We start from the raw sequence: 22,346 nt of genomic DNA on the forward strand, positions 1-22,346 counted from the left end.
GGTCAGACCAGCTGCCGCAGCAGGACAAAAAGCAGCGCCGACAGAACTGCGGTCAGCGGCACGGTAACAACCCAGGCCGCCCCGATCGACAGCACATGAACGCGCCGCACCAGCTTGCGGCGCGAGCGTTCTTCGGGGGCGACAGGCTTGCCCTTGATGATGCCGGTGCGCCGCGCCTGACGGTCGGCATGCCATTCGCGGTAGAAGCCTACCCCGAACACCGCGCCGACCGCGATATGGGTCGAACTGACCGGCAGGCCGAGCCAGCTTGCGACGATGACGGTAATTGCGGCGGAAAGGGCCACGCAATAGGCGCGCATCGGGTTCAGTTTGGTAATCTCGGTTCCGACCATGCGGATCAGCTTGGGGCCGAACAGTGTCAGCCCGAACGAGATGCCCGCCGCGCCGATCAGCATGACCCAGAGCGGAATGCCGACCTTGTCGGATGTTGCGTGGTCAGTGACGGCATGGACGATGGCGGCAAGCGGACCGACGGCATTGGCCACGTCATTGGCGCCATGGGCGAAGGACAGCAGCGCCGCCGAAATCACCAGCGGCATCGAGAACAGCACCTTGAGCGAACGCTTGCGGTTTTCCATCCCCTCAGACTTGCGACGGATCATCGGTCGGGTGATCAGCACCGCTGCAATGCCGATTGACAGACCCAGAAACAGCGCCACAGGCATCGGGACCGAAACCAGCTTCTTCAGCCCTTTGACCGCAAGATAGGTGGTGAAGGTGCCGGCCATGATCCCGATCAGCACGGGCACCCACAGGCGGGCAGCGCCGAGCTTGTCCTCGACATCATTGATGCGGGCCTTGATGAAGGCAAGGAAGGCGGCGGCAATGACACCGCCGAGGATGGGTGAGATCACCCAGCTTGCGGCGATCTGGCCCATCTTGCCCCAGTCCACGGCATCGAAACCGGCTGCCACGATACCCGCACCCATCACACCGCCAACGATGGCATGGGTGGTCGAGACCGGGGCACCGAACCATGTGGCGAGGTTGAGCCACAGCGAGGCAGCGATCAGCGCCGACATCATGGCCCAGATGAAGGTTTGCGGGTCAGCCACCGCCTCGGGGGCGACGATCCCGCCCGAGATGGTCGAAACCACATCGCCGCCCGCGATCAGCGCGCCCGCAGTTTCAAACACGGCCGCGATGATCAGTGCGCCGCCCATCGTCAATGCATTGGCGCCGACGGCCGGTCCCATGTTGTTGGCCACGTCATTGGCGCCGATGTTCAGCGCCATATAGGCCCCGAAAGCCGCAGCCGCGACGATGATCAGCGAATTCGGTGCGCCGCCGGTCAGCACCGCAGCGGCGATGGCACAGAAGGCGATGAAGGCAAGGCCGACGCCGACAGCGATCAACGGCCGCGACAGAAAGCCGGTTGCCTGCTCCAGCACGACAAGACGCGACAGATCCTTGTCGAGCGTCTTCCACTTGTTCTGTTGAAATTGTGTCATGGTTCCGTCACCGGCCTGTTACACGCGCAGCGCATAGCCCGGCCACGGCTGGGCGGCAACCGATTCCCGGAAAATTCCTGTCGGATCGTTCAGTTTGCCGCGGAAAGCTGGCGTCCGGCCCACATCACAGCGCGTGCGATATGGCTGCGGTGGACCGGGTGCTCGGGTGGCAACCGCGTCATGGCCCATCCGACCGAAGCGAGCACACGGGCTAATGTGAACAATGGCACCATATTGAAATCATCCTGCCGCAGGCTGGCATATCCCTCGATCAGCGCCTGCTGCAAGGCGGGGTGATGCGGCTCATACAGGTCTTGCGACAGAACGGTGCCAAGGTCGTAAAGGCGGAAACCGATGCCGCTGTCGTCAAAGTCGATCAGTGACAGGTGGTCGCCATCGACAAGGATATTCTCGCGCAGCACATCGGCGTGAACCGGGCCAAGGGCGCTGTGGCGGGCATGATCGGTCAGCCGCTCGTGCAGCAGGTCGCGCGCGCGAACCAGCAGGGCGGCATCCTCGGCAGAAAGCGCAGGATGTTCCCAGAACCGCCCCCATAGCGGGTTTTCGCCGGTCAGGCCGTCGATGTCCCATCGCGGGCGGGTAAAGTCGGGCGGAAGTGTCAGGCGGTCAGTGGCGTCATGCACTTGGGCCAGCAACTGGCCAAGCGCGCGGTGGCGCGCCGTCTGTTCGGTCCGCGTTCCCGTCAAGGGCACAAGTGACTCCCCAAACGGGGCGCCCTCCATCCATGACATGACCGAGGCCAGACGCCCGCCGTGCAACCGGCGCAAGTGATCGCCATTGGTCGAGGCGACAGGCGCGGGCACCGCGACGCCCGACCGTGCCAGTTCGGCGCACCACCAGAGCTCTGAACGGATGGCGGCCGGGTTCTGGTAGCCCACACGATGCAGCCGTAAGGCAGCCCGCGCACCGTCAGGAAGCGCGATGGCGTAAACCGCGTTTTCCCGGTTGCGCAATTCTGCCTGAATGCGTGCGCCCCAAAGCGCTGCCGCTTCTTCCACTTCGGTCATTCCTCGCCCTCCACCCGGCCTCGCAGGGTCTTTACCTCGCCGCGCTGGGCCTTGGCAGCCAGCCGCCGCCGCTGACTGCCCAGTGTCGGCTTGGTGGCAATACGGCGCTTGGGGGCAACCAGCGCCTGCCGGATCATCTCGACCAGACGTGCCTCGGCCAGTTCACGATTACGCGCCTGGCTGCGGGTTTCCTCCGCCCGGATCACGATGGCGCCCTCGGTGGTCCAGCGCCGTCCCGCAATACGCTTCAACCGGGCCTTCACCGCGGGCGTCAGGTGGGGGGAGCGTTCCGCCTCGAACCGCAGTTCCACCGCCGTTTCCACCTTGTTCACATTCTGGCCGCCCGGCCCGGAGGATCGAGAAAAGCTTTCAGAAAGCTCCCAGTCGGCGATGGTGATTGTCTCTGTGATCCGCAGCATGGCGCGAGATTAACGGCTTTGGCGCGCGGCGAAAGGGGGGAAATGGCGCTATTGCGGGCCGGTATTTTAAGGCTGGGCCGCGCCGGATTTTATGGTGGCCGAAAACGAGAAAGGGCCGCCTACAAACGGCGACCCTTTCCGAGTTCCAAGGAGATGGGCCAGTTAGGTTTCAAGCCCAATCATAGGATTGATTTTCAAGGGGTTGCCCTTAAATCTCGCTCCTCCTGACTGTCCCGACACCTCTCTCCAATATCACTCTAGACACTGGATCACCTCCTTTCAAAAGATTGCCGATAAGGGGAGCGTGACACAGATCTGGGCTTTGTCAAAAGGTTTTATACCGGACGTAGAGTCAACTTTCCGACAATGATGCGGAATGGCACAAGTGCAACAGCTGCGAGGGTCAGCTTGACCATCCAGTCGGCAACAGCCAGCGAAATCCAAAGCGGTGCGGCGGGGCCGAAGCCGAGGATCGGCAGCACCTCGCCCGCCCAGGATACGTCATTCGCAGGCTCGATGAAGGCGAGGCTGGCCGAGAAGGCGGTGGTGAAGAAGATTACCGTATCGAGAGTGGAGCTGAACAGGGTAGAGATTAGCGGCGCGCGCCACCAGCTTCCGGCACGCAGGCGATTGAAGATGGCAATGTCGGTCAGTTGCGCGGCAAGGAATGCGGCGCCCGATCCCAGCGCGATGCGCAGGGTGACCAGAGGACCGAACTCGCCCACGATCTGCGATCCGATCAGCGAGCACAGGATGCCCACGACAAAGCCCACCAGCACGACCCGTCGCGCGGCGGCGGCACCATAGATGCGGTTGGTCAGATCGGTGACCAGAAAGGCGACAGGATAGGTGAGTGCGCCCCATGTCAGCCAGGGACCGAGCAGGTATTGCACAAGAATGTTGGAAGCCACCACCGTGGCCGCCATGGCGAGAACGCCGGGCAGAAGGGATTTCGACATGTGTGATCCGTTTTTACAAGGTCGCGGAGACTTGGCCCTTTTGGGCAGGCCGCCCCGTTACGCCCGGACAGGGCACGAGTCAATCCGGCAGGCGATATTCGACGATTTCGGTGGTCTGGAAGAACCGGAAATTGTCATCCGCGATCAGCGTCAGCCGGATACCCTGTGCATCGTGCCAGACGGCGATGCCTTCCAGATTGTCATGCTGGCCCGGTCGGGTTTGCAGCACGGTTTCCCCGCGGTCGATCTGATTGCCGGTCACGTTGAAGCGCCGGACGCGGGAGGCAAAGCCCATCAGTCCGCGAAACTGCCGCTCCAGAAGGTAAAGCCGACCATCCGGCCCGAAATCGGCGCCGACCGGCAGAAATGATCCCTCGCGCGGGATGGTGAAGGGCTGGTCCCATGTCCCGTTGTGAAAGCGCCAGACCGGGAAAGGCCTGTCCTCGCGCCCAGATCTTTCGGGCAGGGTGTAAAGCGCGCCATCCGGCCCGATGGCCAGCGCCTCAAGCGAAGAATTGCGCTGCATCTTAGCAAAGGCTTGCGGGGTCGGCAGGTTTTCCGCCTCGGCGCCCATCCGGGCATAGCGCAAAACCCGCGCAACGCCTTCGAGCGAGATATAGGCGGTTCCGTCCGCCGCGATGGCCAGCCCCTCGCTGTCATTGCGCCCATTGGCCAGCGACGACTTGCCTTTGCCCCGCAGCACCTGCACCGGGGCGGCCTCGATCCCGATGATCCGGCCAGAACCGTCGCGCCGCAATCGCCCGGAGGTCCAGCCGCCGCGATCAGAAAGCGCGGTGAAGCGCAGACCGTCGTCGCTGATCTCCAGCCCCGACATGCCGCCCATGCGTGGATCGTCCGAGCGCCATACGAAGCTTCCGAGGTGGCCGGGCGCCTCCGTCGGGCTGGCGCTGCCTTCAAGGGCGAGCCCGCAGGCGAGGATCAGCGTGATGACAGAACGGCGGCGCATTGCTTGGGCAGATCGGCCATCGTGTATTCACGCGGCCCGCGCTTTTTCGGCGCATTCGGGTCTTTGGGCTTTTTCGGCTGCGGCTCCAGCGCGGCGGTCACCCACCAGGTCAGGCTGTCGTCACAGCCATCGCCGCCATTGGAAAGTTCGGCCACTGTGGGTTTCTGCGTCTCGCAGGCCGTGGCGCCACGCGGGCATTTCAGCCGGACGTGAAAATGCGTGTCATGCCCCCAATAGGGGCGGATTTTCTGAAGCCAGTCCTTGTCCTTGCGACCGGCGGTGCGGCAAAGTTCGATCTTCACCGGCGGGGTCACGAAGATACGATCCACGCGCGGGTCAGAGGCGGCGGCCTTAAGCACCGCAGCATGCTGTGCCGTCCAGTTCGTGGTGATCTTGCGCTGATCGGCAGAGCGCACCGAAATCGAGCTGATCTTTTCCCGGTCCGCCCGGCTGAGGTTCAGCCGCTTGGGCGGCAGCATCCAGATATCGGCATCAAGCCCGATCTGGTGGCTGGCATGGCCGCTGGTCATCGGACCGCCGCGTGGCTGGCTGATGTCGCCGATGTATAGCCCGGCCCAGCCATTGATGCGGGACACCTGCGCCGACAGATCCTCAAGAAAAGCAATCATTTCCGGCTGGCCGAAGTTCCGCCCGCGCGACAGACGCATGGCTTGCCACGTCGGTCCGGTTTCCGGCAGTTCCACCATCCCCGCCGCACAGCCCCGCGCGTAAGACCCGATGGGCATGGGCGCCTGTTGCGACGGGGCATCCTTCGCGCCGAACAGTTTGTTTGCCAGTTTCTCTGCGCTGACGGGTGCTGCGCTTAGGGAAAGGCTTGCTGCGGCCAGCAGACTGGCCAGAAATATCTTGCGGATCATCAGACTGCCCGTTCACCGTTCGGTTTCACCCAGATTAGCAGAATGAGCCCGATGAGAAACAGCCCGATGAGCGGCGCGACGCCAATGCGCTGCGATCCGCTGATGTCCGAGGCGACGGCAATGGCGAAGGGCGCGATGAACGAGGTCGCCTTGCCCGACAGGGCGAACAGGCCAAAGGCCTCGGTCGCGCGTTCGGGGGTGGTGTGAAACACCATCATGGTGCGCGAGGCAGCCTGCACCGTGCCCCCCGCCGCGCCGATCAGGATACCGCAGAGATACATGATGACATCCGGCGCGCCGGACCCTTCCGCGAAGGGAATGCCGAAGATCTGTTCGCGTGACATGCCGACGATAACGGCACAGACGACAATCAGCACCCAGACCGACATCACGATCACCGGCTTTGGTCCGCGCGCGGCATCCAGCTTGCCGCCGATCCATGTGGCAAGGCTGGCAGAAATGGCGCCGATGATGCCGAAAATGCCGATCTGCGTGACGCTCCACCCCAGCACACCCGAGGCATAGACCCCGCCGAACCCGTAAAGCGCGTTCAGCGAGTCGCGGTAGAACATCGAGGACATGAGATAGGCGAACAGGCTCTGACGGCTGGGCAGTGTCTTCAGCAGCCGCCCCAGATCAGCCAGCGCCGCCTTCACCGGCTGCCCGGTGCCGGTGCCGGGTGTTTCGCGCACCCACAGGAAGAAGGGCACCATGAAGATGATATACCACAGCGCGGTGAAGGGCCCGACCGCGCGGGTGCCCTCGCGGCTGCCTGCATCCAGCCCCAGAACGGGGTCCAGTCCGATCAGCGTCTTGCCGGTCACGCCGCTTTCTGCCAGCAGAAGCAGCATGATGATCAGCGAGATGATCCCGCCCAGATAGCCGAAAGCGAAGCCAGAGCCGGAAATCTTGCCCATCTCCTCATGCTCGGCGAGGCTGGGCATCAGGGAGTTGGTGAAAATCGTGGCGAATTCCATCCCGATCAGGCCGAGACCGAAAAAGACCATCGCCATGGTCAGATCGGGCATGTCGGGGGTCAGATACCACAGCCCCCATGAGCCGATGACATAGAAGGCGGAAAACACCCAGATCCAGATCATCCGGCGCCCCGACCCATCGGCAATGGCGCCCAGAACCGGGGCCAGCAGGGCGATCATCACGCCGGAAATGGTTTGCCCATAGCCCCAGAACGCCTGTGCCTGCGCGCCTGCCGCCTCGGCCGACAGGCCTTGCGTCAGGTAATAGCTTTTCGCCACTTCCGCAAAATAGGGGCCAAAGACGAAGGTCAGCAACAAGGTGTTGTAAGGTTGGCTGGCCCAGTCAAAGAAAAACCAGCCCCAGATGCGTTTCTTCGCGCTGACCATGGCTGTCCCCTTTGCCCGTTCGGGCCGATCAAGCCTGAAAGGCTCCCGGCTGGCAACCCCCTGCCGGATCAGCAGTGCCGTTCCGGTGGCCAGGGGCGGGTGGCATCCGCCGCGATCCAGGCGGCGACCCATTCGGGCAAAGGCGGGCTTTCGACGGGCTGGCCCATCGCCTCCAGCACGCGTGCGGGCGGCACCATCCCGGCTTTGGAGGTGAAGGCCGATCGGGCAAGCATCTGGCCGGTGCAGTCATTACCGCGCCACATGCTTTGTTCCAGATACATGAAACGCGCATCCCAGCCCACGCAGCGTGAATGCATCTTCACGCACTGGAATGTCGTGACCCGCTTGCGATAGCGGGTCGTGTTGCCCGCCACCGCCATGCCCCAGCCCTGTTCGCGCACCACCCGCGCCAGCCCTGTGCGGATGGCCAGCGGCACCCGGCCCAGATCGAACAGCGTCAGGGTGCGGCCGTTGTTCAGTTCCATCCACGGGTCGATGTCCCATGGCCAGATGCGATGGGTGCTGACATGGGTGTCAAAGATCCCCAGGGCGGGGGCCTTGCGAAACTTCACGATTTCCTTGGCGAGTCGAACATAGGGATACATGGGCGCCTCCTGTCCCTGTGGCCTGCCGCGCGTCATCCACAGGGTCAAGCGGAACGCTGCGGAAAGGCTTGCTCCCCTAGGGTCATCGCGTTACCTAGACCACAACAGCTTGTGAGGGCGCCATGGTTTCCATTCTGCAAATCCTGCTTCTGCTGCTTGACGTGGCGCAGTGGGTGATCATTGCCCACATCATCATGTCCTGGCTGATCAACTTTCAGGTGCTCAATACTCGACAGCCGCTGGTCGCGCAGCTCTGGTATGGCCTGAACCGCCTGCTGGAGCCGGTTTACGGCACGGTGCGCCGCATCCTGCCCGCGATGTCGGGCATCGACTTCGCGCCGCTCATCGTGCTTCTGGGCATCTACGCGCTGCGCATCGTCATCATCAACAACGCCGCGTCCTTCTACTGACCCATGCAACACCCGCGCGAGCTTCTGGCGAGGGTCTTCGGCTACGGGGCCTTTCGCCCCGGTCAGGAAGAGATCGTCGAGGCGGTGCTGGCAGGCCGCGACACGCTGGCCATCATGCCCACCGGCGGCGGCAAGTCGCTGTGCTTCCAGCTTCCGGCGCTGTGCCGCGAGGGGGTCACGGTTGTCATCTCGCCGCTGATTGCCCTGATGCGCGATCAGGTGCGCAGCTTGCGCGAGGCGGGGGTGGAGGCCGGGGCGCTGACCTCCGGCAATACCGACGAGGAAACCGAAGAGGTGTTCCGGGCGCTGGATGAAGGGCGGCTGAAACTGCTGTATATGGCGCCGGAACGGCTCGCCTCCGGCAACACCACCGCGCTTTTGCGCCGGGTCGGCACCAATCTCATTGCGGTGGACGAGGCGCATTGCGTCAGCCAGTGGGGCCATGACTTCCGCCCCGACTACCTGCGCATTGGTGAGTTGAAGCGTGCGCTGAACGTGCCGCTTGCCGCCTTCACCGCCACCGCAGACGAGGAAACCCGCGCCGAGATCGTGACCCGGCTGTTCGGCGGCGAGGCACCCGCCACCTTCCTGCGCGGCTTCGACCGGCCAAATATCCATCTGGCCTTCGCCGTGAAGGACAGCCCGCGCCGCCAGATCCTTGATTTCGCGGGGGCGCGGAAGGGGCAATCCGGCATCGTCTATTGCGCCACACGGTCCAAGACCGAGGTGCTGGCCCAGGCGCTGCGCGAGGCCGGGCATGTCGCCTGCCACTATCACGGCGGCATGGATGCCGAAGACCGCCGAAGCGTCGAGGTGCGGTTTCAGCAAGAGGACGGCCTGATCGTCTGCGCCACCATCGCTTTCGGCATGGGCATCGACAAGCCTGACATCCGCTGGGTCGCGCATGCCGATCTGTCGAAGTCCATCGAGGCTTACTATCAGGAAATCGGTCGCGCCGGGCGTGACGGCGCCCCGGCCGAGACGCTGACGCTCTACGGCCCCGACGACATCCGCCTGCGCCGCTCGCAGATCGACGAAAGCCCCGCCCCCGCCGACCGGAAAGAGGCCGATCACGCCCGGCTGAACGCGCTGCTGGGTCTGGCCGAGGCGACGGGCTGCCGCCGTCAGGTGCTGCTTGGCTACTTTGGCGAGACCTCCGGCCCTTGCGGCAATTGCGACATCTGCGACCGCCCCGCGCAGGTCTTTGATGCAACGGAGCCCGTGCGCAAGGCACTGTCAGCCGTGCTGCGCACAGGCGAATGGTTCGGCGCCGGACATCTGATCGACATTCTGACTGGCAATGATACGGCCAAGGTGCGCGAGAAGGGGCATGACCAGCTTCCCACCTTCGGTGTCGGGCGTGACCTGTCGAAAACCGGCTGGGGTGCGGTGTTCCGGCAGATGATGGGGCGCGACTTGCTGCGCCCCGATCCAGAACGCTTTGGCGCCCTGCGCATGACCGAGGCCGCCCGGCCGATCCTGCGCGGCGAGGAAAGCATCACCCTGCGGCGTGACACGGTGCAGGCAAGTGCACGGCCGGCCGTCAAATCGCTGGTGGCCGAGGAGGACGCGCCGCTGCTTTCGGCGCTGAAAGCGAAGCGCCGTGCTTTGGCCGAGGCCGCGCGCGTGCCCGCCTATGTCATCTTCCCCGACCGCACGCTGATCGAGATGGCAGAGCGCCGCCCCGCCACGCTGGACGAGATGTCGCGCGTCAGTGGTGTCGGGGCCAAGAAGCTGGAAAGCTATGGCGCGGCCTTCCTGTCGGTCATCAATGGTGCCGCCGATCCGATGCATCCGGCCCGCGCCCGACTGGCCGGGCAGCCCGCCGGGGCGCTGTTCGATCTGCTGGCCGAGGCGCAACTGCGGCTGATGCGTGGCGAGGATGGCACCGGCAAACCGATGTCGCTTTCGCAAAGCGCCCTGCGCCGCATCGCCGAGGCGAGGCCGTCCACCCTGTCGGATCTCGATCGTGTCGGGGATCTTGGCCCCGCACGGCTGGACCGCTTTGGCGAAGCTTTCCTGTCCTTGTGCCGTGACGCCTGAAAGACCCGCCATGCTGACCGTGATTTCCCCCGCCAAACGCCTTGATCCCGCGCCTGCGCCGCTGCCTGCCGGTATCGCCGCGACCGATCCGCACTTCGCGGCGGAAGCCACCGAGCTTGTCGGGATTGCCCGCGCCCTAACTCCGGCCGATCTGCGCAAGCTGATGGGCATTTCCCCCGCGCTGGCCGAGTTGAATGCCGGGCGGTTCGCCGCCTTCGGCACACAGGATCTTGCGCCTGCCGCCCTGATCTTTGCGGGCGATACCTATGCCGGGCTGGAGGCGGGCAAGCTGGACGCCGATGCCTGGCGCTGGGCGTCCGCGCATCTGCGCATCCTGTCGGGTCTTTACGGCCTGCTGCGTCTGACCGACCGGATCGAGCCTTACCGGCTGGAGATGGGTTCGCGTCTGGCCAACCCGCGCGGCGCCTCGCTTTACGACTGGTGGGGTGATCGGCTGGCCACGGCGCTGGACGAGGCCGCCGAACAGGCCGGGGCGCGGTGTCTGGTGAATTGCGCCTCGATAGAATATTTCTCGGCCGTCGATCCTGCGGCGCTGCGCCTTCCCGTGGTCACCCCGGTCTTTCTGGAAGACCGCGAGGGGGGCGCCAAGGTCATCAGCTTCTGGGCCAAGAAAGCGCGCGGGGCGATGGCGCGGTTCATTCTGGAAAACCGGCTGTCCGACCCTGATGACCTGCGCGGTTTTACCTCGGGCGGCTACAGGCATGACCCGGAGGCGTCAGAGGGCGGGCGGCTGGTTTTCCGGCGCAGCGTCTGACCCTCATGCGGCCCCACTTTCCGGCAGATCAGTGCGCGCAGGTATCGCATCTGCCGGTGTGAACTGTGCCAATACCTCGCAAATCGCAGTCTTGCGCAGGGGTTTGGTCAGATAGCGGTCGATCCCTGCGGCAAGGATGCTTTCCTCGTCGCCCTCCATCGCATGTGCCGTCAGGGCGACAATGGGTACATGAGATCGCCCGGCCTCAATGGTGCGGATGGCGCGTGCGGCGTCGCGGCCATCCATCTCGGGCATCGAAATATCCATGAAGACCAGATCGGGACGGAAGCTTTCAAACAGCTCCACCGCTTCGCGCCCGTTATCTGCAAAGACCAGTTCGATGGCCAGATCGCGCACCATCTTGCGGAAAACCAGTTGATTGGTGCGGTTGTCCTCGGCTGCCAGAACCCGCATCAGTCGCCGCCCCGGTGGTGGCGGCAAGGCCGCAGGCACCAAAGGGGCGAGCGCCTGAAGACGGCGATAGAGATCGGCGCGCAGCAGGGGCGTTTGCAGAAAGCCAGCGCTATGGTTGTTCTTGTCGCGGTCGCGCGCCAGAACGGGATTGGCGGACAGCAGCAGCGCTGGCACGGTGATCCCGGCTGCACGCGCGCGGTCCACGAAGGCCAGACCATCGGTTTCGGGCATGTCTTCGTCCACCAGAATCACATCGAAGTCGCGGTCCTGTTCCAGCCGGGTCAGCGCCTCTGCGGCGGACCGGCACAGCACGCTCTGCATTCCGCAGGTCGATAGCTGGCGTTCCAGAATGGTGCGGTTGATGAACTGGTCATCCACCACCAGCGCCCGTTTCAGGGATACGCTGGCCGGATGATCCTCGGCCGATTCCGCCACGGGCAGCGACAGACGGAAACCGAAGCACGATCCGCGACCCAACTCGCTGTCCACCCAGACTGCGCCGCCCATATGTTCGACCAGCCGACGCGAGATGGCAAGGCCCAGACCCGTGCCCTCGAACTTGCGGTTGGTGGCGCTTTCCACCTGATTGAATTCGCCAAAGATATGATCGAGGTTTTCCTGCGCGATGCCGATGCCGGTATCTTCCACAGTGATGTGAAGCTGTTGCGCCCCCGGCGCGGCCTCAATCCCGACAACCCGGATCAGAACATGGCCCTTGTCGGTGAATTTCACCGCATTGCCGATCAGATTGGTCAGCACCTGCCGCAGCCGCCCCGGATCGCCGATGAATCGGGTGGGCAGGAACATGTCGTAGTCGATCATCAGATCGACCGCCTTGGCCTGCGCGCGCGGTTGCAACAGCATGGCGACTTCGTGGATCACCCGCTCCAGATCGAAAGGTTCGGGGTGCAGGGTTAGACGTTCCGCCTCGATCTTCGAATAGTCCAGAATGTCGTTGATGATGACCAGAAGCGCCTCGCCCGAGGAGCGGATGGTATCGGCAAAAAGGCGTTGTTCATCGGTCAGCGGCGTGTCGCACAGCAGTTCGGCCATGCCGACGACGCCATTCATCGGCGTGCGGATTTCGTGGCTCATATTGGCAAGGAAAGCGGATTTGGCGCGCACCGCCGCTTCGGCCGTTTCGCGCGCGCTTTCCAGTGCTGCCTGCTGTTCACGGACGCGGGTGATGTCAACCCGCAACCCGACGCGGCCGCCGTCCGGGGTTTCCTTGTCGATGACGCGAAGCCACCGCCCGCCCGCGATGGCCTGCTCAAAATCGACACTGGCGGATTCGCGCAGGGCCAGCCGTTCTTCGATCCAGTCCTCCTCGCGGCCTGCGGCCTCGGGGTATTGGCCTTGTTCCAGCCCATAGCGCAGGATGGCTTCGAAGCTGGCGCCGGGCACCATGGCGGGGGCGCTTTCGGCATAAAGATCGCGGTAGTGTTGATTGCAGACCATCAGCCGGTCCTCCCTGTCAAACAGAACGAAGCCGTCGGGAATGGCTTCGATCGCGGCCCAGATGCGCATTTGTTCGGTGATGTCGACGGCAAGGCTGACCATGTCGCCGTCTCGCGACCTTCGGTCCACCAGCCGGACCCAGATTCCACTGGAAAATTGCAGCACACGCGGGGGGATCGGATCATCGTCCCAACGTGAAAGCATCTGCGCGCACCAGCTTTCGACCGTGTGGTCACCAATATCCACCAGACCGGATTCAGCCACTGTGCCAAGGATTTCGGCATAGTCGGTGCCGGGGGGGATGGCTTCGGATTCGAAGACCGCCAGATAGGCCCTGTTCGCCGCCACCAACCGATTGGATGAGTCGAAAACGGCAAAGCCGTCGCGGATCGTGTTAATCGAATCCCACAGCCGGCGTTCGGCCATCACCGCCGCAGTATGGGCGCGTTCCAGATCGGTCAGGAAGCGCAGGTTCTGCCCCTTCAGCGCCTCCGCTTCCGAAAGGGCGGATTTCACCACCTGTCGCTGTTCCACGATCTGATCCGACAGTGCGCGCGCATGGAGGGCCAGCTTTTCGTTGGCGGCATAAAGCTCCCTGCTTTTCTGTTCCAGCAGCCGTTCTGCCGCCAGCCGTGCGCGCCTTTCCTTGGCCAGCCGTTCCGCCAGTTCCATCCGTTATCCACATCCTGCTTCCCCGGACGGGGTTCCGTCGGGCAGGGGCAGGTTCCCGCAACATCGTGAAGCAAGGCTTAACAAGATCAGATCGTGAACAGAGGGACGCGGCGATTGCGCCGCGCGGCCCGCCGTGGCAGCATTGCGCCCAAGCCTTTTCAGGAGGATTTTCAGATGCGTCCGTTTCGCCTTGCCGTCGCCGTGGCTGTATTGGCCCTTGGGCTGCCGGGGCTGTCCTCCGCACAGGACCTGATACCGGCCAAGCGATTCGTCCTGACGCAGGATGCGGACCTGCCGGGCGGCGATCTTTCCTCGCAATTCGATACCACACTGGAAGCCTGTGAACGCGCCTGCACGGCCGAACCGCGCTGCACGGATTTCACATTCAACACCCGCAACGGGTCTTGTTTCGTGAAGGCAAATCCGGGGGAAGGGGCGTTTTATCAGGGTGCCATTTCGGGGCGTCTGGTGCAGGCCGATCCGGCGCTGCTGCGCGAGGCGCCTGCGCGCCGGGCCGATCTGGGCTTTCTGAACGACGGTGACTTCGCATTGGCGCTGGATCAGGCGCAGGGGCTGGGCAATCTCCATACGACCGGCCAGTGGACGGCGGCCGAACATATGGAAGCCGCGCGCCAGAACGAGGCGGCGGGCAAGCTGATGCAGGCCGCAAATTTCACCGGCGCCGCGCTGAACGCCGAGGATCGCGCCGACCTTTGGGTGGAATACGCCCGCCTGTTGCTTGCAGCGGCCAACCAGAACCAGAACGAGGCCGGTTCGTTGCGGTTCCGCGCCCTTTCAGCCTCGGTCAATGCCTATCTGCGCACAGGCTTGGTGGCGGTGCGGCACAATGCGCTGGTGCAGATGGCACTGGCGATGGAGGCGCAGGGCCGGGGCGGTGATATGGTCAAGGCGCTGCGTCTGGCGCAATCCATTCAGCCGCGCGACGATACGGCGGCGCTGCTGGACAAGGCCGCTGGCAAATACGGCTTCCGCATTCTTGAGACGGATATTCAAAGCGATACGGCGCGGCCTCGTGTCTGCGTGAACGTCTCGGAGGATCTGGTTGAATCCGGGCTGGATTACGCTCCTTTCGTGCAACTGCCGGAAACCGGGCTGACGGTGCAACCGGGTGGTTGGCGGCAGCTGTGCGTCGAGGGCGTCAGCCATGGCAAGCGCTACCAGTTCACCTTCCGCGAAGGGCTGCCCTCGGCCGACGGGCAGGAACTGGCGAAATCGGTGCAGATCAGCGCCTATGTCCGCGACCGCGCGGCGCAGGTGCGTTTCCCCGGCCGGGCCTATGTGCTGCCGAAAACCGATCAGGCGGCGCTGCCGGTGGTGACGGTGAATACCGACAAGCTGGATCTTGCGTTGTATCGCGTGTCTGACCGCAACATTCTGCGGGCGGCGCAGAATGGCTATATCGACTGGCCGATTGCCGAATATCAGGAACAGGGCTTTGCCGGTGAGGTGGGCGAGGAGTTGTGGAAGGGCAGCGCCACTGTCGTGCGCGAGGTGAACAAGGATGTCACCACGCGCCTGCCGCTGGCCGAGGCACTGCATGACCTGCCCGCCGGGATCTATGCGCTGAAGGCGGCGGTGCCGGGGGTGGACCCCTATGCCATCCCGGCGGCCTGGCAATGGTTCGTGGTCTCCGACCTTGGCATGACCTCGCTTTCGGGGACTGACGGGCTGCATGTCATCATCCGCAGTCTCGCCAGTGCCGAAGCACGGGCGGGTGTGACGGTCGAACTGCTAAGCCGGACCAACAATGTTCTCGGCACGGCAGTCACTGACGCGCAAGGTTATGCCCGGTTTGACGCCGGGCTGGCGCGCGGCACCGGCGGGGCTGCGCCCTCGATGCTGGTGGCGAAGGATGGCGACAAGGATCTGGCCTTCCTGTCGCTGACCGACCCGGAGTTCGACCTGTCCGACCGTGGGGTGGAAGGGCGAGAGGCGGCGGGGCCGGTGGATGTGTTCCTGACCACGGATCGCGGCGCCTATCGTGCGGGCGAAACCGTCTATGCCACCGCGCTGACCCGCGATCCGCGCGCGCAGGCGGTTGAAGGACTCCCGCTGACCGCGATTTACCGTCGGCCCGACGGGGTGGAATATGCCCGTGCGCAGGCGGCAGATGCAGGCAAGGGCGGCCATGTCTTTGCGCAACCCATCGCGGGCAGCGCGCCGCGCGGCGTCTGGAAGATGCAGGTCTATGCCGATCTGGAGGCCAAGCCACTGGCGACACAAACCTTCCTCGTCGAAGATTTTCTGCCGGAACGCATCGACTATGCGCTGAAGCTGCCGGATACCCCGCTCGCGCCCGGCGATGTGGCGGAAATCGGCGTCGAGGCGAAATATCTGTTCGGGGCGCCCGGTGCCGATCTGGCGATCGAGGGTGAGGTGCTGCTGCGCGCCGCCAAGGGGCTGCCCGCATGGCCCGGCTATGTCTTCGGCCGCCACGATCAGCCCTTTGACGCGCGGATGGAGGCGATCGCCTCGGGCACCCGCACCGATGCCGCGGGCAAGGCGACCGTTGCCGCCGCGCTACCCGAAGCAGATGATCCGGGCCGTCCGCTGGAGGCGCGCTTTACCCTGCGCATCGCCGAAGGCTCGGGCCGTCCGGTGGAACGGCGGGTGGAAACCCCGCTGGTGCCTGTATCGCCGATGATCGGGGTGAAGCCGCTGTTTGATGGCACCGTGCCGGAAAACGCCGAGGCGCGGTTCGCGCTGATCGGCGTCGGCACTGATCTGGCCGCCACTCCGATGAAGGCGGCGTGGGAGCTGACGCGCGTCGAGACCAATTACCAATGGTATAGCTACTCCGGCAACTGGAACTGGGAGCCGGTGACGACCCGCACCCGCATCGCCAGTGGCGAGGTCGATCTGGGCGCCGATCCGGTGCAGGTGTCGGCCCCGGTGCAATGGGGCGAGTATGAGCTTTCGGTCAGCCGCATCGACGGCACGCCGGCCGAAACCTCGACCAGTTTCTATGCTGGCTGGTATGCGCCTGCCGATGCCACCGCAACGCCCGACACGCTGGAACTGTCGCTGGACAAGCCCGCCTATCGGCCGGGCGAGACGGCGAAGCTGCGCATGGTGCCGCGCGCGGCGGGCAAGGCGCTGGTCATGGTGATGTCTGACCGGCTGATCGCGATGCAGGCGGTGGATGTGGCCGAGGGTGAGAACCTGATCGACCTGCCCGTCACCGATGACTGGGGCGCGGGGGTCTATGTCACCGCCTCGGTGCTGCGGCCGATGGATGTGGCGGCGGGGCGCAACCCGGCGCGGGCGCTCGGTCTGGCCCATGCCAGCATCGATCCCGGCGCCGCCAAGCTGGATGTCACCGTGCAGGCCCCGGCCGAGGCCGCGCCGCGTGGCCCGCTGGACATCGCGGTGAAGGTCGCAGGTGTGGCCGCGGGCGATACCGCCTATGTCACCGTTGCGGCCGTGGATGTGGGCATCCTTAACCTCACTGGCTTCAAGGCACCCGATCCGGCTGGATATTACTTTGGCCAGCAGAAGCTGGGCATCGGTATCCGCGACGTTTACGGCCGTCTCATCGACGGGCTGAACGGGGCCGAGGGACAGGTGCGTTCGGGCGGAGACGCGGGCGCGCAAGCCCGGCTGCAAGCCCCGCCGCCCACCGAAGAACTGGTGGCCTATTTCACTGGCCCGGTCGCGGTGGGGGCCGATGGTCTGGCGCGTGTCAGCTTCGACCTGCCCTCGTTCAACGGCACCGTGAAGGTGATGGCCGTGGCCTGGAGCGGCAAGGGCGTCGGCCAGTCCAGCGCCGATGTGCTGGTGCGCGACCCGGTGGTGGTGACCGCCTCGCTGCCGCGCTTCATGGCGCCCGGCGATGAAAGCCGCCTGCTGCTGGAAATCGTGCATGCCACCGGCCCGGCCGGGCGAATGAAACTGGCCGTAGCGGGCGAGGGCGTCACCCTTGGCACCGTCCCGGCCGAGATCGACCTTGGCGAAAAGCAGAAGACCAGCCTCCGTATTCCGGTGACTGCAGGCGCAGCGGGGATCGACAAGATCACCGTCACGCTGACCACGCCGGAAGGTAAGGAACTGGTGAAGACGCTCACCCTGCCCGTGCAATCGGGCGAACCCGAGGTCGCGCGGGTCAGCCGCTTCGATCTGGACAAGGGGCAAGCGTTTACCTTCGATTCCGCGGCTTTCGACGGGATGATGCCCGGCACCGCCAAGGCGACGCTCGCCGTCGGTCCCATCGCGCGACTGAATGCGCCGGGGCTGCTGGAGGCGCTGGATCGTTACCCCTATGGCTGCACCGAACAGATGACCTCGCGCGCGCTGCCCTTGGTTTACTTTGATCAGGTGGCGCAGGCGATGCAGTTGAAAGGGGCCGACAATATCAGCCTCCGCATCGACCAGGCGATTACCGAGATCTTGCAGAACCAGAATGCCGAGGGCGCCTTTGGCCTGTGGTCGGCGCCGGAATATTCGGGCGGCGATCTGTGGCTGGATGCCTATGTGACCGATTTCCTCAGCCGGGCCCGCGCGCAGGGGCATGAGGTGCCGGCACTGGCCTTCCGCAATGCGCTGGATAATCTGCGCAATCAGGTGAACTACCAGTCCGACTTCGACGAGGGCGGCGAGGCGCTGGCCTATGCGCTGCTGGTTCTGGCGCGCGAAGGGGCGGCGGCGATTGGCGATCTGCGTTATTACGCCGATGTGAAGGGCGATGCCTTCGCCACGCCGCTGGCACAGGCGCAGCTTGGCGCGGCGCTGGCGTCCTATGGCGATCCGGCGCGGGCCGATGCGATGTTCCGCAAGGCGATGGCGCGACTGGATGCGGCGAAGCCCGATACGGCGCAGATCCTGCGGGCGGATTACGGCACCACCCGGCGCGACGCGGCGGCGGTGCTGACGCTGGCGGTGGAATCCGGCTCGCAGGCGGTGAACCGCGACGAGCTGGTCAGTCGCATTGCCACCACCGGCGCGCTTTCGACGCAGGAAAGCGTATGGACGCTGCTTGCCTCCAACGCGCTGCTCGACGGGGCAGGGGCGGATGTCACCATGAACGGGGCGCCAGTCACCGGGCCGCTGGTGCGGGTGCTGTCCGATGGCGATGCGCCGGTGACGGTGCAGAACAACGGCGCCAAGACCTTCCTGACCGTCACCACCTATGGCGTGCCGGCCGAACCGCTGTCGGCCGCTGGCAACGGCTATTCCATCAGCCGCAGCTATTACACGCTGGATGGTCAGGCGGCGACGCTGGACGGGCTGAAGGTGGGCGATCGTCTGGTCACCGTGCTGGAGGTGACGCCCTTCGGGCGCGGCGAGGCGCGGTTGATGGTCAACGATCCGCTGCCCGCCGGGTTCGAGATCGACAACCCCAACCTGATCGGCGGCGGCAATATCGATGCGCTGGACTGGCTGGGTCTGGAAACCGATGCCGCGCATAGCGAGTTCCGGCAGGATCGTTTCCTGACGGCGTTGGATCGTTACGATAACGGCAGCTTCCGGCTGGCCTATATCGTGCGCGCGGTTTCGCCCGGCAGCTTCACCCATCCTGCCGCCTCGGTCGAGGACATGTATCGCCCGAGCTTCCGCGCCCAAAGCGGCACCGGCCGGGTGACGATTGCAGAGTGATGCGCGCGCGCTGGCCCATTGCCCTGGTCGCTGCCCTATGGGTGGCGGCCTTTGGCCTTGACCGGGCGCGGGACTGGGTGGCGGCGACCGATCTGCCGCCGCTGACCCTGCCAAGCTCGGTCGAGGTGGTGGACCGCAACGACATCCTGCTGCGTGCCTATACCGTGGCCGATGGCCGCTGGCGCATGACTGTGACGCCGGATGAGGTGGACCTGCGTTACCTCGCCATGCTGGTGGCCTATGAGGACAAGCGGTTCTGGCAGCATCATGGCGTTGACTGGCGGTCGATGGCGCGGGCTTTGGCGCAGGCGGTCCGGTCGGGGCGCGTGGTTTCGGGCGGCTCCACCCTGACCATGCAGGTGGCGCGGCTGCTGGAGGACAGCGGCACCGGCAAGGTTGCAGGCAAGCTGCGGCAGATGCGCGTGGCGCTGGCGCTGGAACAGCGGTTGACCAAACCGCAGATCCTGCAACTTTACCTCAATCTTGCTCCGTTCGGCGGCAACCTTGAAGGGCTGCGCGCGGCCTCGCTGACCTATTTCGGAAAAGAACCGCGCCGCCTGACGCCGGCGGAAGCCGCGCTGCTGGTCGCCATTCCACAGGCCCCGGAAAGCCGCCGCCCCGACCGCCACCCCGGTCGCGCAGCAGAGGCACGGGGCCGCGTGTTGGAGCGCGCGCTGCGCGACGGCGTCATCAGCGCCGAACAGGCGCGTGAGACGCAGGGCGAAAGGGTGCCTGATGCGCGCCAGCCGGTGCCGATGCTCGCCCCGCATCTGGCCGACCGGGTGGTTGCCGAAAACCCCGGCGTGCCGCGCCTGAAGCTGACCATCGAGGCGGGTTTGCAGAAATCACTTGAGGCGCTGGCGCGCGAGGCCGTGCAGGCGCGGGGCGAACAGTTGCAGATCGCCATTCTGGCCGCCGACCATCGCTCGGGCGAGATCCTTGCCTCGGTCGGTTCGGCCGGGTTTCTGGCCGACCGGCGGCAGGGTTTCGTGGATATGACGCAGGCGCTGCGCTCACCCGGCAGCACGTTGAAACCGCTGGTCTATGGCCTCGCCTTCGACGAGGGGCTGGCCCATCCTGAAACCATGATCGACGACAAGCCGGTCAACTTCGGCACCTATGCGCCGCAGAATTTCGACAAGATCTTCCGTGGCACTGTGCGAGTGCGCGAGGCCTTGCAGATGTCGCTCAATATCCCGGTCGTGCTGCTGACCGAGGCGCTGGGCCCGGCCAAGGTCATCGCCGGGATGCAGCGCGCGGGCATGGCGCCGGTGTTGAAGGGCGACGAGCCGGGGCTGGCGATCAGCCTCGGCGGCGTGGGGGTGACGCTGCACGATATGGTGCAACTTTACGCCGCCATCGCGCGCGGCGGCGTGGCGCTTCCCCTGCGGGTCATGGGGGATGGTGCGCCGGGGCAAAGGGTGATGTCGGCGGTCGCGGCGTGGCAGGTGGCCGATGTGCTGGCGGGTTTACCACCGCCACCCGGTGCGCCCTCGAACCGGCTGGCCTACAAGACCGGCACCTCTTACGGCCACCGCGATGCCTGGGCCATCGGCTTTGACGGGCGCTATGTGGTGGGGGTCTGGATGGGGCGGGCGGATGGCACGCCCGTGCCGGGGGCCTTCGGCGCCGATACCGCCGCGCCGGTGTTGTTTCAGGCCATCGGCCGGATCAGCCGCAGCCTGACGCCGCTGCCGCCCGTGCCCCCGGCGACACTGTTGCTGTCGAATGCCGAATTGCCGCAACCCCTGCGCAGTTTCCGGTCGCGCACTGCTGCCTTCGAACTGAAGGCCGATGCGCCAGTGGTTACCTTTCCGCCGGAAGGAGCGGAGGTCGAGCGGCTGGACGGGCAGTTGCTGGTGAAACTGCGGGGCGGTCAGTTGCCGCTGACCCTTATGGCCGATGGCGTGCCATTACGCACGGGCCTGCGCAGCCGCGAGGCGCTGCTGGCCATGCCCGGCGCGGGCTTTGTCACGCTGAGCGTGATTGACGCGGAAGGGCGATCCTCCCGCGTCCGGGTGCTGCTGAAATAGCGGTCAGATCCGCTCCAGCGCCAGCGCGATGCCCTGACCGCCGCCGATGCACATGGTGACGATGGCGCGCTTGCCGCCGATCCGTTCCAGTTCATACATCGCCTTGACGGTGATCAGCGCGCCGGTCGCGCCCACGGGGTGCCCCAGCGCGATCGCGCCGCCATTCGGGTTCACCTTCGCCGGGTCCAGCCCCAGTTCCTTCGTCACCGCAAGGGCCTGTGCCGCGAAAGCCTCGTTCGATTCGATCACATCGAAATCGGCCAGCGTCAGGCCGGTGCGTTCCATCAACTGCCGCACGGCGGGGATGGGGCCAAGGCCCATGACCTCGGGGCGCACCCCGGCGACGGAATAGCCAAGGATGCGGGCGCGCGGCGTCAATCCGGCCTTCTTGGCCGCGTCAGACCGCGCCAGAACCAGTGCCGCCGCCCCGTCATTGATGCCCGAGGCATTGCCCGCCGTCACGCTGCCGCCCTTCTGGAACACGGCTTTCAGCCCGGCCAGCGCCTCGGCGGTGGTGGCTTTGGGATGTTCATCCGTATCAAAGACCACTGTGCCCTTGCGACCCTGAATTTCGACCGGCGCGATCTGGTCCCTGAAGCGACCTTCCGCAATGGCGCGGGCGGCGCGGGCCTGGCTTTCCAGCGCGAAAGCATCCTGATCCTCGCGCGAGATGCCGCATTCGGCGGCCACATTCTCGGCCGTCACGCCCATATGCCCGGTCCCGAAGGGGCAGGTCAGCGCGCCGGTCATCATGTCCAGTGCGCGGGCGTCGCCCATCTTCTGCCCCCAGCGGGCGGCGGGCAGCGCATAGGGTGCGCGGCTCATGCATTCCGCCCCGCCGGCCAGCGCGAAATCGGCATCCCCGAGCATCAGCATCTGGGCGGCCGAGACCAGCGCCTGTGCACCGGAGCCGCACAGACGGTTCACGTTCATCGCAGGCGCGGTATCGGGCACACCGGCCTGAATGGCTACGACCCGCGACAGATACATGTCGCGCGGCTCGGTATTGATGACATGGCCGAAGACGGTGGTGCCGACCTGCGCGCCCGCCACCCCCGCGCGTTCCAGCGCAGCCTTGGCCACATGGGTCGCAAGGTCGATAGGGGCAAAGCCCGCGAGGCTGCCGCCGAAAGCGCCGATTGCGGTGCGGGCGCCAGAGAGGATAACGATGTCGGTCATGTGTAAGCCTTTCGCTCGGATCGGTGCGAGACTGGCCGCGCATCAGGATACGCGCGA

15 protein-coding genes are annotated in these 22,346 nt (G+C 65.3%); 5 read left to right on the top strand and 10 right to left on the bottom strand.

All coding sequences use genetic code 11. The features are described from left to right. Positions 1–2 precede the first annotated feature (2 nt). From D2N39_RS07080 to D2N39_RS07115, 8 genes are all read right to left on the bottom strand, one after another. Positions 3–1,472 (bottom strand): inorganic phosphate transporter, encoded by a 1,470-nt coding sequence (locus tag D2N39_RS07080; RefSeq protein WP_119134083.1) that lies wholly within the window; start codon positions 1,470–1,472, stop codon positions 3–5. Between the two features lie 89 nt (positions 1,473–1,561). Continuing rightward, on the bottom strand, positions 1,562–2,500 hold the full coding sequence (locus tag D2N39_RS07085; RefSeq protein WP_119134084.1) for a phosphotransferase enzyme family protein: 939 nt from the start codon (positions 2,498–2,500) through the stop codon (positions 1,562–1,564). Continuing rightward, positions 2,497–2,919: an alternative ribosome rescue aminoacyl-tRNA hydrolase ArfB gene (arfB, locus tag D2N39_RS07090; RefSeq protein ID WP_119134085.1), complete on the bottom strand. Its 423-nt coding sequence runs from the start codon at positions 2,917–2,919 to the stop codon at positions 2,497–2,499. The genes D2N39_RS07085 and arfB overlap by 4 nt, the downstream gene beginning before the upstream one ends. Positions 2,920–3,254: 335 nt before the next feature. Beyond that, positions 3,255–3,878 (bottom strand): queuosine precursor transporter, encoded by a 624-nt coding sequence (locus D2N39_RS07095; RefSeq protein WP_119134086.1) that lies wholly within the window; start codon positions 3,876–3,878, stop codon positions 3,255–3,257. Positions 3,879–3,957: 79 nt separating this feature from the next. Next, a complete protein-coding gene (locus D2N39_RS07100) occupies positions 3,958–4,845 on the bottom strand; it encodes an esterase-like activity of phytase family protein (protein ID WP_119134087.1) in 888 nt (295 codons plus the stop codon). Then, on the bottom strand, positions 4,818–5,723 hold the full coding sequence (gene mepA, locus D2N39_RS07105; RefSeq protein WP_119134088.1) for a penicillin-insensitive murein endopeptidase: 906 nt from the start codon (positions 5,721–5,723) through the stop codon (positions 4,818–4,820). The genes D2N39_RS07100 and mepA overlap by 28 nt, the downstream gene beginning before the upstream one ends. After that, entirely contained in the window at positions 5,723–7,087 is a 1,365-nt protein-coding gene (locus tag D2N39_RS07110; RefSeq protein ID WP_119134089.1) for an MFS transporter, read from the bottom strand. Before D2N39_RS07110 ends, mepA begins: the two co-directional genes overlap by 1 nt. A 68-nt stretch (positions 7,088–7,155) precedes the next feature. Continuing rightward, a complete protein-coding gene (locus D2N39_RS07115; protein ID WP_119134090.1) occupies positions 7,156–7,692 on the bottom strand; it encodes an acyl-CoA thioesterase in 537 nt (178 codons plus the stop codon). 122 nt (positions 7,693–7,814) lie between these two features. Here D2N39_RS07115 and D2N39_RS07120 point away from each other — a divergent pair, with 122 nt between their 5' ends. From D2N39_RS07120 to yaaA, 3 genes are read left to right on the top strand one after another with little or no spacing between them, the layout of a single operon-like run. After that, positions 7,815–8,102 (top strand): YggT family protein, encoded by a 288-nt coding sequence (locus D2N39_RS07120; protein WP_054302831.1) that lies wholly within the window; start codon positions 7,815–7,817, stop codon positions 8,100–8,102. Between the two features lie 3 nt (positions 8,103–8,105). Next, positions 8,106–10,145 (top strand): DNA helicase RecQ, encoded by a 2,040-nt coding sequence (recQ, locus tag D2N39_RS07125; RefSeq protein ID WP_119134091.1) that lies wholly within the window; start codon positions 8,106–8,108, stop codon positions 10,143–10,145. A 10-nt stretch (positions 10,146–10,155) separates the two neighbouring features. Beyond that, a complete protein-coding gene (gene yaaA / locus D2N39_RS07130; RefSeq protein ID WP_119134092.1) occupies positions 10,156–10,920 on the top strand; it encodes a peroxide stress protein YaaA in 765 nt (254 codons plus the stop codon). Positions 10,921–10,923: 3 nt separating this feature from the next. Here the strand turns inward: yaaA and D2N39_RS07135 are convergent, their stop codons facing one another. Continuing rightward, on the bottom strand, positions 10,924–13,464 hold the full coding sequence (locus D2N39_RS07135; RefSeq protein WP_119134093.1) for a hybrid sensor histidine kinase/response regulator: 2,541 nt from the start codon (positions 13,462–13,464) through the stop codon (positions 10,924–10,926). Between the two features lie 174 nt (positions 13,465–13,638). Between D2N39_RS07135 and D2N39_RS07140 the strand changes: the two genes are divergently transcribed. Both D2N39_RS07140 and pbpC read left to right on the top strand, forming a co-directional pair. Continuing rightward, on the top strand, positions 13,639–19,077 hold the full coding sequence (locus D2N39_RS07140; RefSeq protein ID WP_119134336.1) for an alpha-2-macroglobulin family protein: 5,439 nt from the start codon (positions 13,639–13,641) through the stop codon (positions 19,075–19,077). Continuing rightward, positions 19,074–21,110: a penicillin-binding protein 1C gene (gene pbpC, locus D2N39_RS07145; RefSeq protein ID WP_199725218.1), complete on the top strand. Its 2,037-nt coding sequence runs from the start codon at positions 19,074–19,076 to the stop codon at positions 21,108–21,110. Before D2N39_RS07140 ends, pbpC begins: the two co-directional genes overlap by 4 nt. A gap of 3 nt (positions 21,111–21,113) precedes the next feature. Here the strand turns inward: pbpC and D2N39_RS07150 are convergent, their stop codons facing one another. After that, on the bottom strand, positions 21,114–22,289 hold the full coding sequence (locus D2N39_RS07150; protein ID WP_119134095.1) for an acetyl-CoA C-acyltransferase family protein: 1,176 nt from the start codon (positions 22,287–22,289) through the stop codon (positions 21,114–21,116). Between the last annotated feature and the right edge of the window lie 57 nt (positions 22,290–22,346).

The sequence above is a fragment of the Gemmobacter lutimaris genome, from assembly GCF_003570715.1.
GTDB classification, from domain to species: Bacteria; Pseudomonadota; Alphaproteobacteria; order Rhodobacterales; family Rhodobacteraceae; genus Gemmobacter; species Gemmobacter lutimaris.

Excerpts from the sequence above, each read along its gene's own strand:
- D2N39_RS07080 (WP_119134083.1), bottom strand. The coding sequence starts at position 1,472 with ATGACACAATTTCAACAGAACAAGTGGAAGACGCTCGACAAGGATCTG.
- D2N39_RS07140 (WP_119134336.1), top strand. The coding sequence starts at position 13,639 with ATGCGTCCGTTTCGCCTTGCCGTCGCCGTGGCTGTATTGGCCCTTGGG.
- D2N39_RS07150 (WP_119134095.1), bottom strand. The coding sequence starts at position 22,289 with ATGACCGACATCGTTATCCTCTCTGGCGCCCGCACCGCAATCGGCGCT.
- recQ (WP_119134091.1), top strand. The coding sequence starts at position 8,106 with ATGCAACACCCGCGCGAGCTTCTGGCGAGGGTCTTCGGCTACGGGGCC.
- arfB (WP_119134085.1), bottom strand. The coding sequence starts at position 2,919 with ATGCTGCGGATCACAGAGACAATCACCATCGCCGACTGGGAGCTTTCT.
- D2N39_RS07100 (WP_119134087.1), bottom strand. The coding sequence starts at position 4,845 with ATGCGCCGCCGTTCTGTCATCACGCTGATCCTCGCCTGCGGGCTCGCC.
- D2N39_RS07110 (WP_119134089.1), bottom strand. The coding sequence starts at position 7,087 with ATGGTCAGCGCGAAGAAACGCATCTGGGGCTGGTTTTTCTTTGACTGG.
- D2N39_RS07095 (WP_119134086.1), bottom strand. The coding sequence starts at position 3,878 with ATGTCGAAATCCCTTCTGCCCGGCGTTCTCGCCATGGCGGCCACGGTG.
- D2N39_RS07085 (WP_119134084.1), bottom strand. The coding sequence starts at position 2,500 with ATGACCGAAGTGGAAGAAGCGGCAGCGCTTTGGGGCGCACGCATTCAG.
- D2N39_RS07115 (WP_119134090.1), bottom strand. The coding sequence starts at position 7,692 with ATGTATCCCTATGTTCGACTCGCCAAGGAAATCGTGAAGTTTCGCAAG.
- D2N39_RS07135 (WP_119134093.1), bottom strand. The coding sequence starts at position 13,464 with ATGGAACTGGCGGAACGGCTGGCCAAGGAAAGGCGCGCACGGCTGGCG.
- yaaA (WP_119134092.1), top strand. The coding sequence starts at position 10,156 with ATGCTGACCGTGATTTCCCCCGCCAAACGCCTTGATCCCGCGCCTGCG.
- D2N39_RS07120 (WP_054302831.1), top strand. The coding sequence starts at position 7,815 with ATGGTTTCCATTCTGCAAATCCTGCTTCTGCTGCTTGACGTGGCGCAG.
- mepA (WP_119134088.1), bottom strand. The coding sequence starts at position 5,723 with ATGATCCGCAAGATATTTCTGGCCAGTCTGCTGGCCGCAGCAAGCCTT.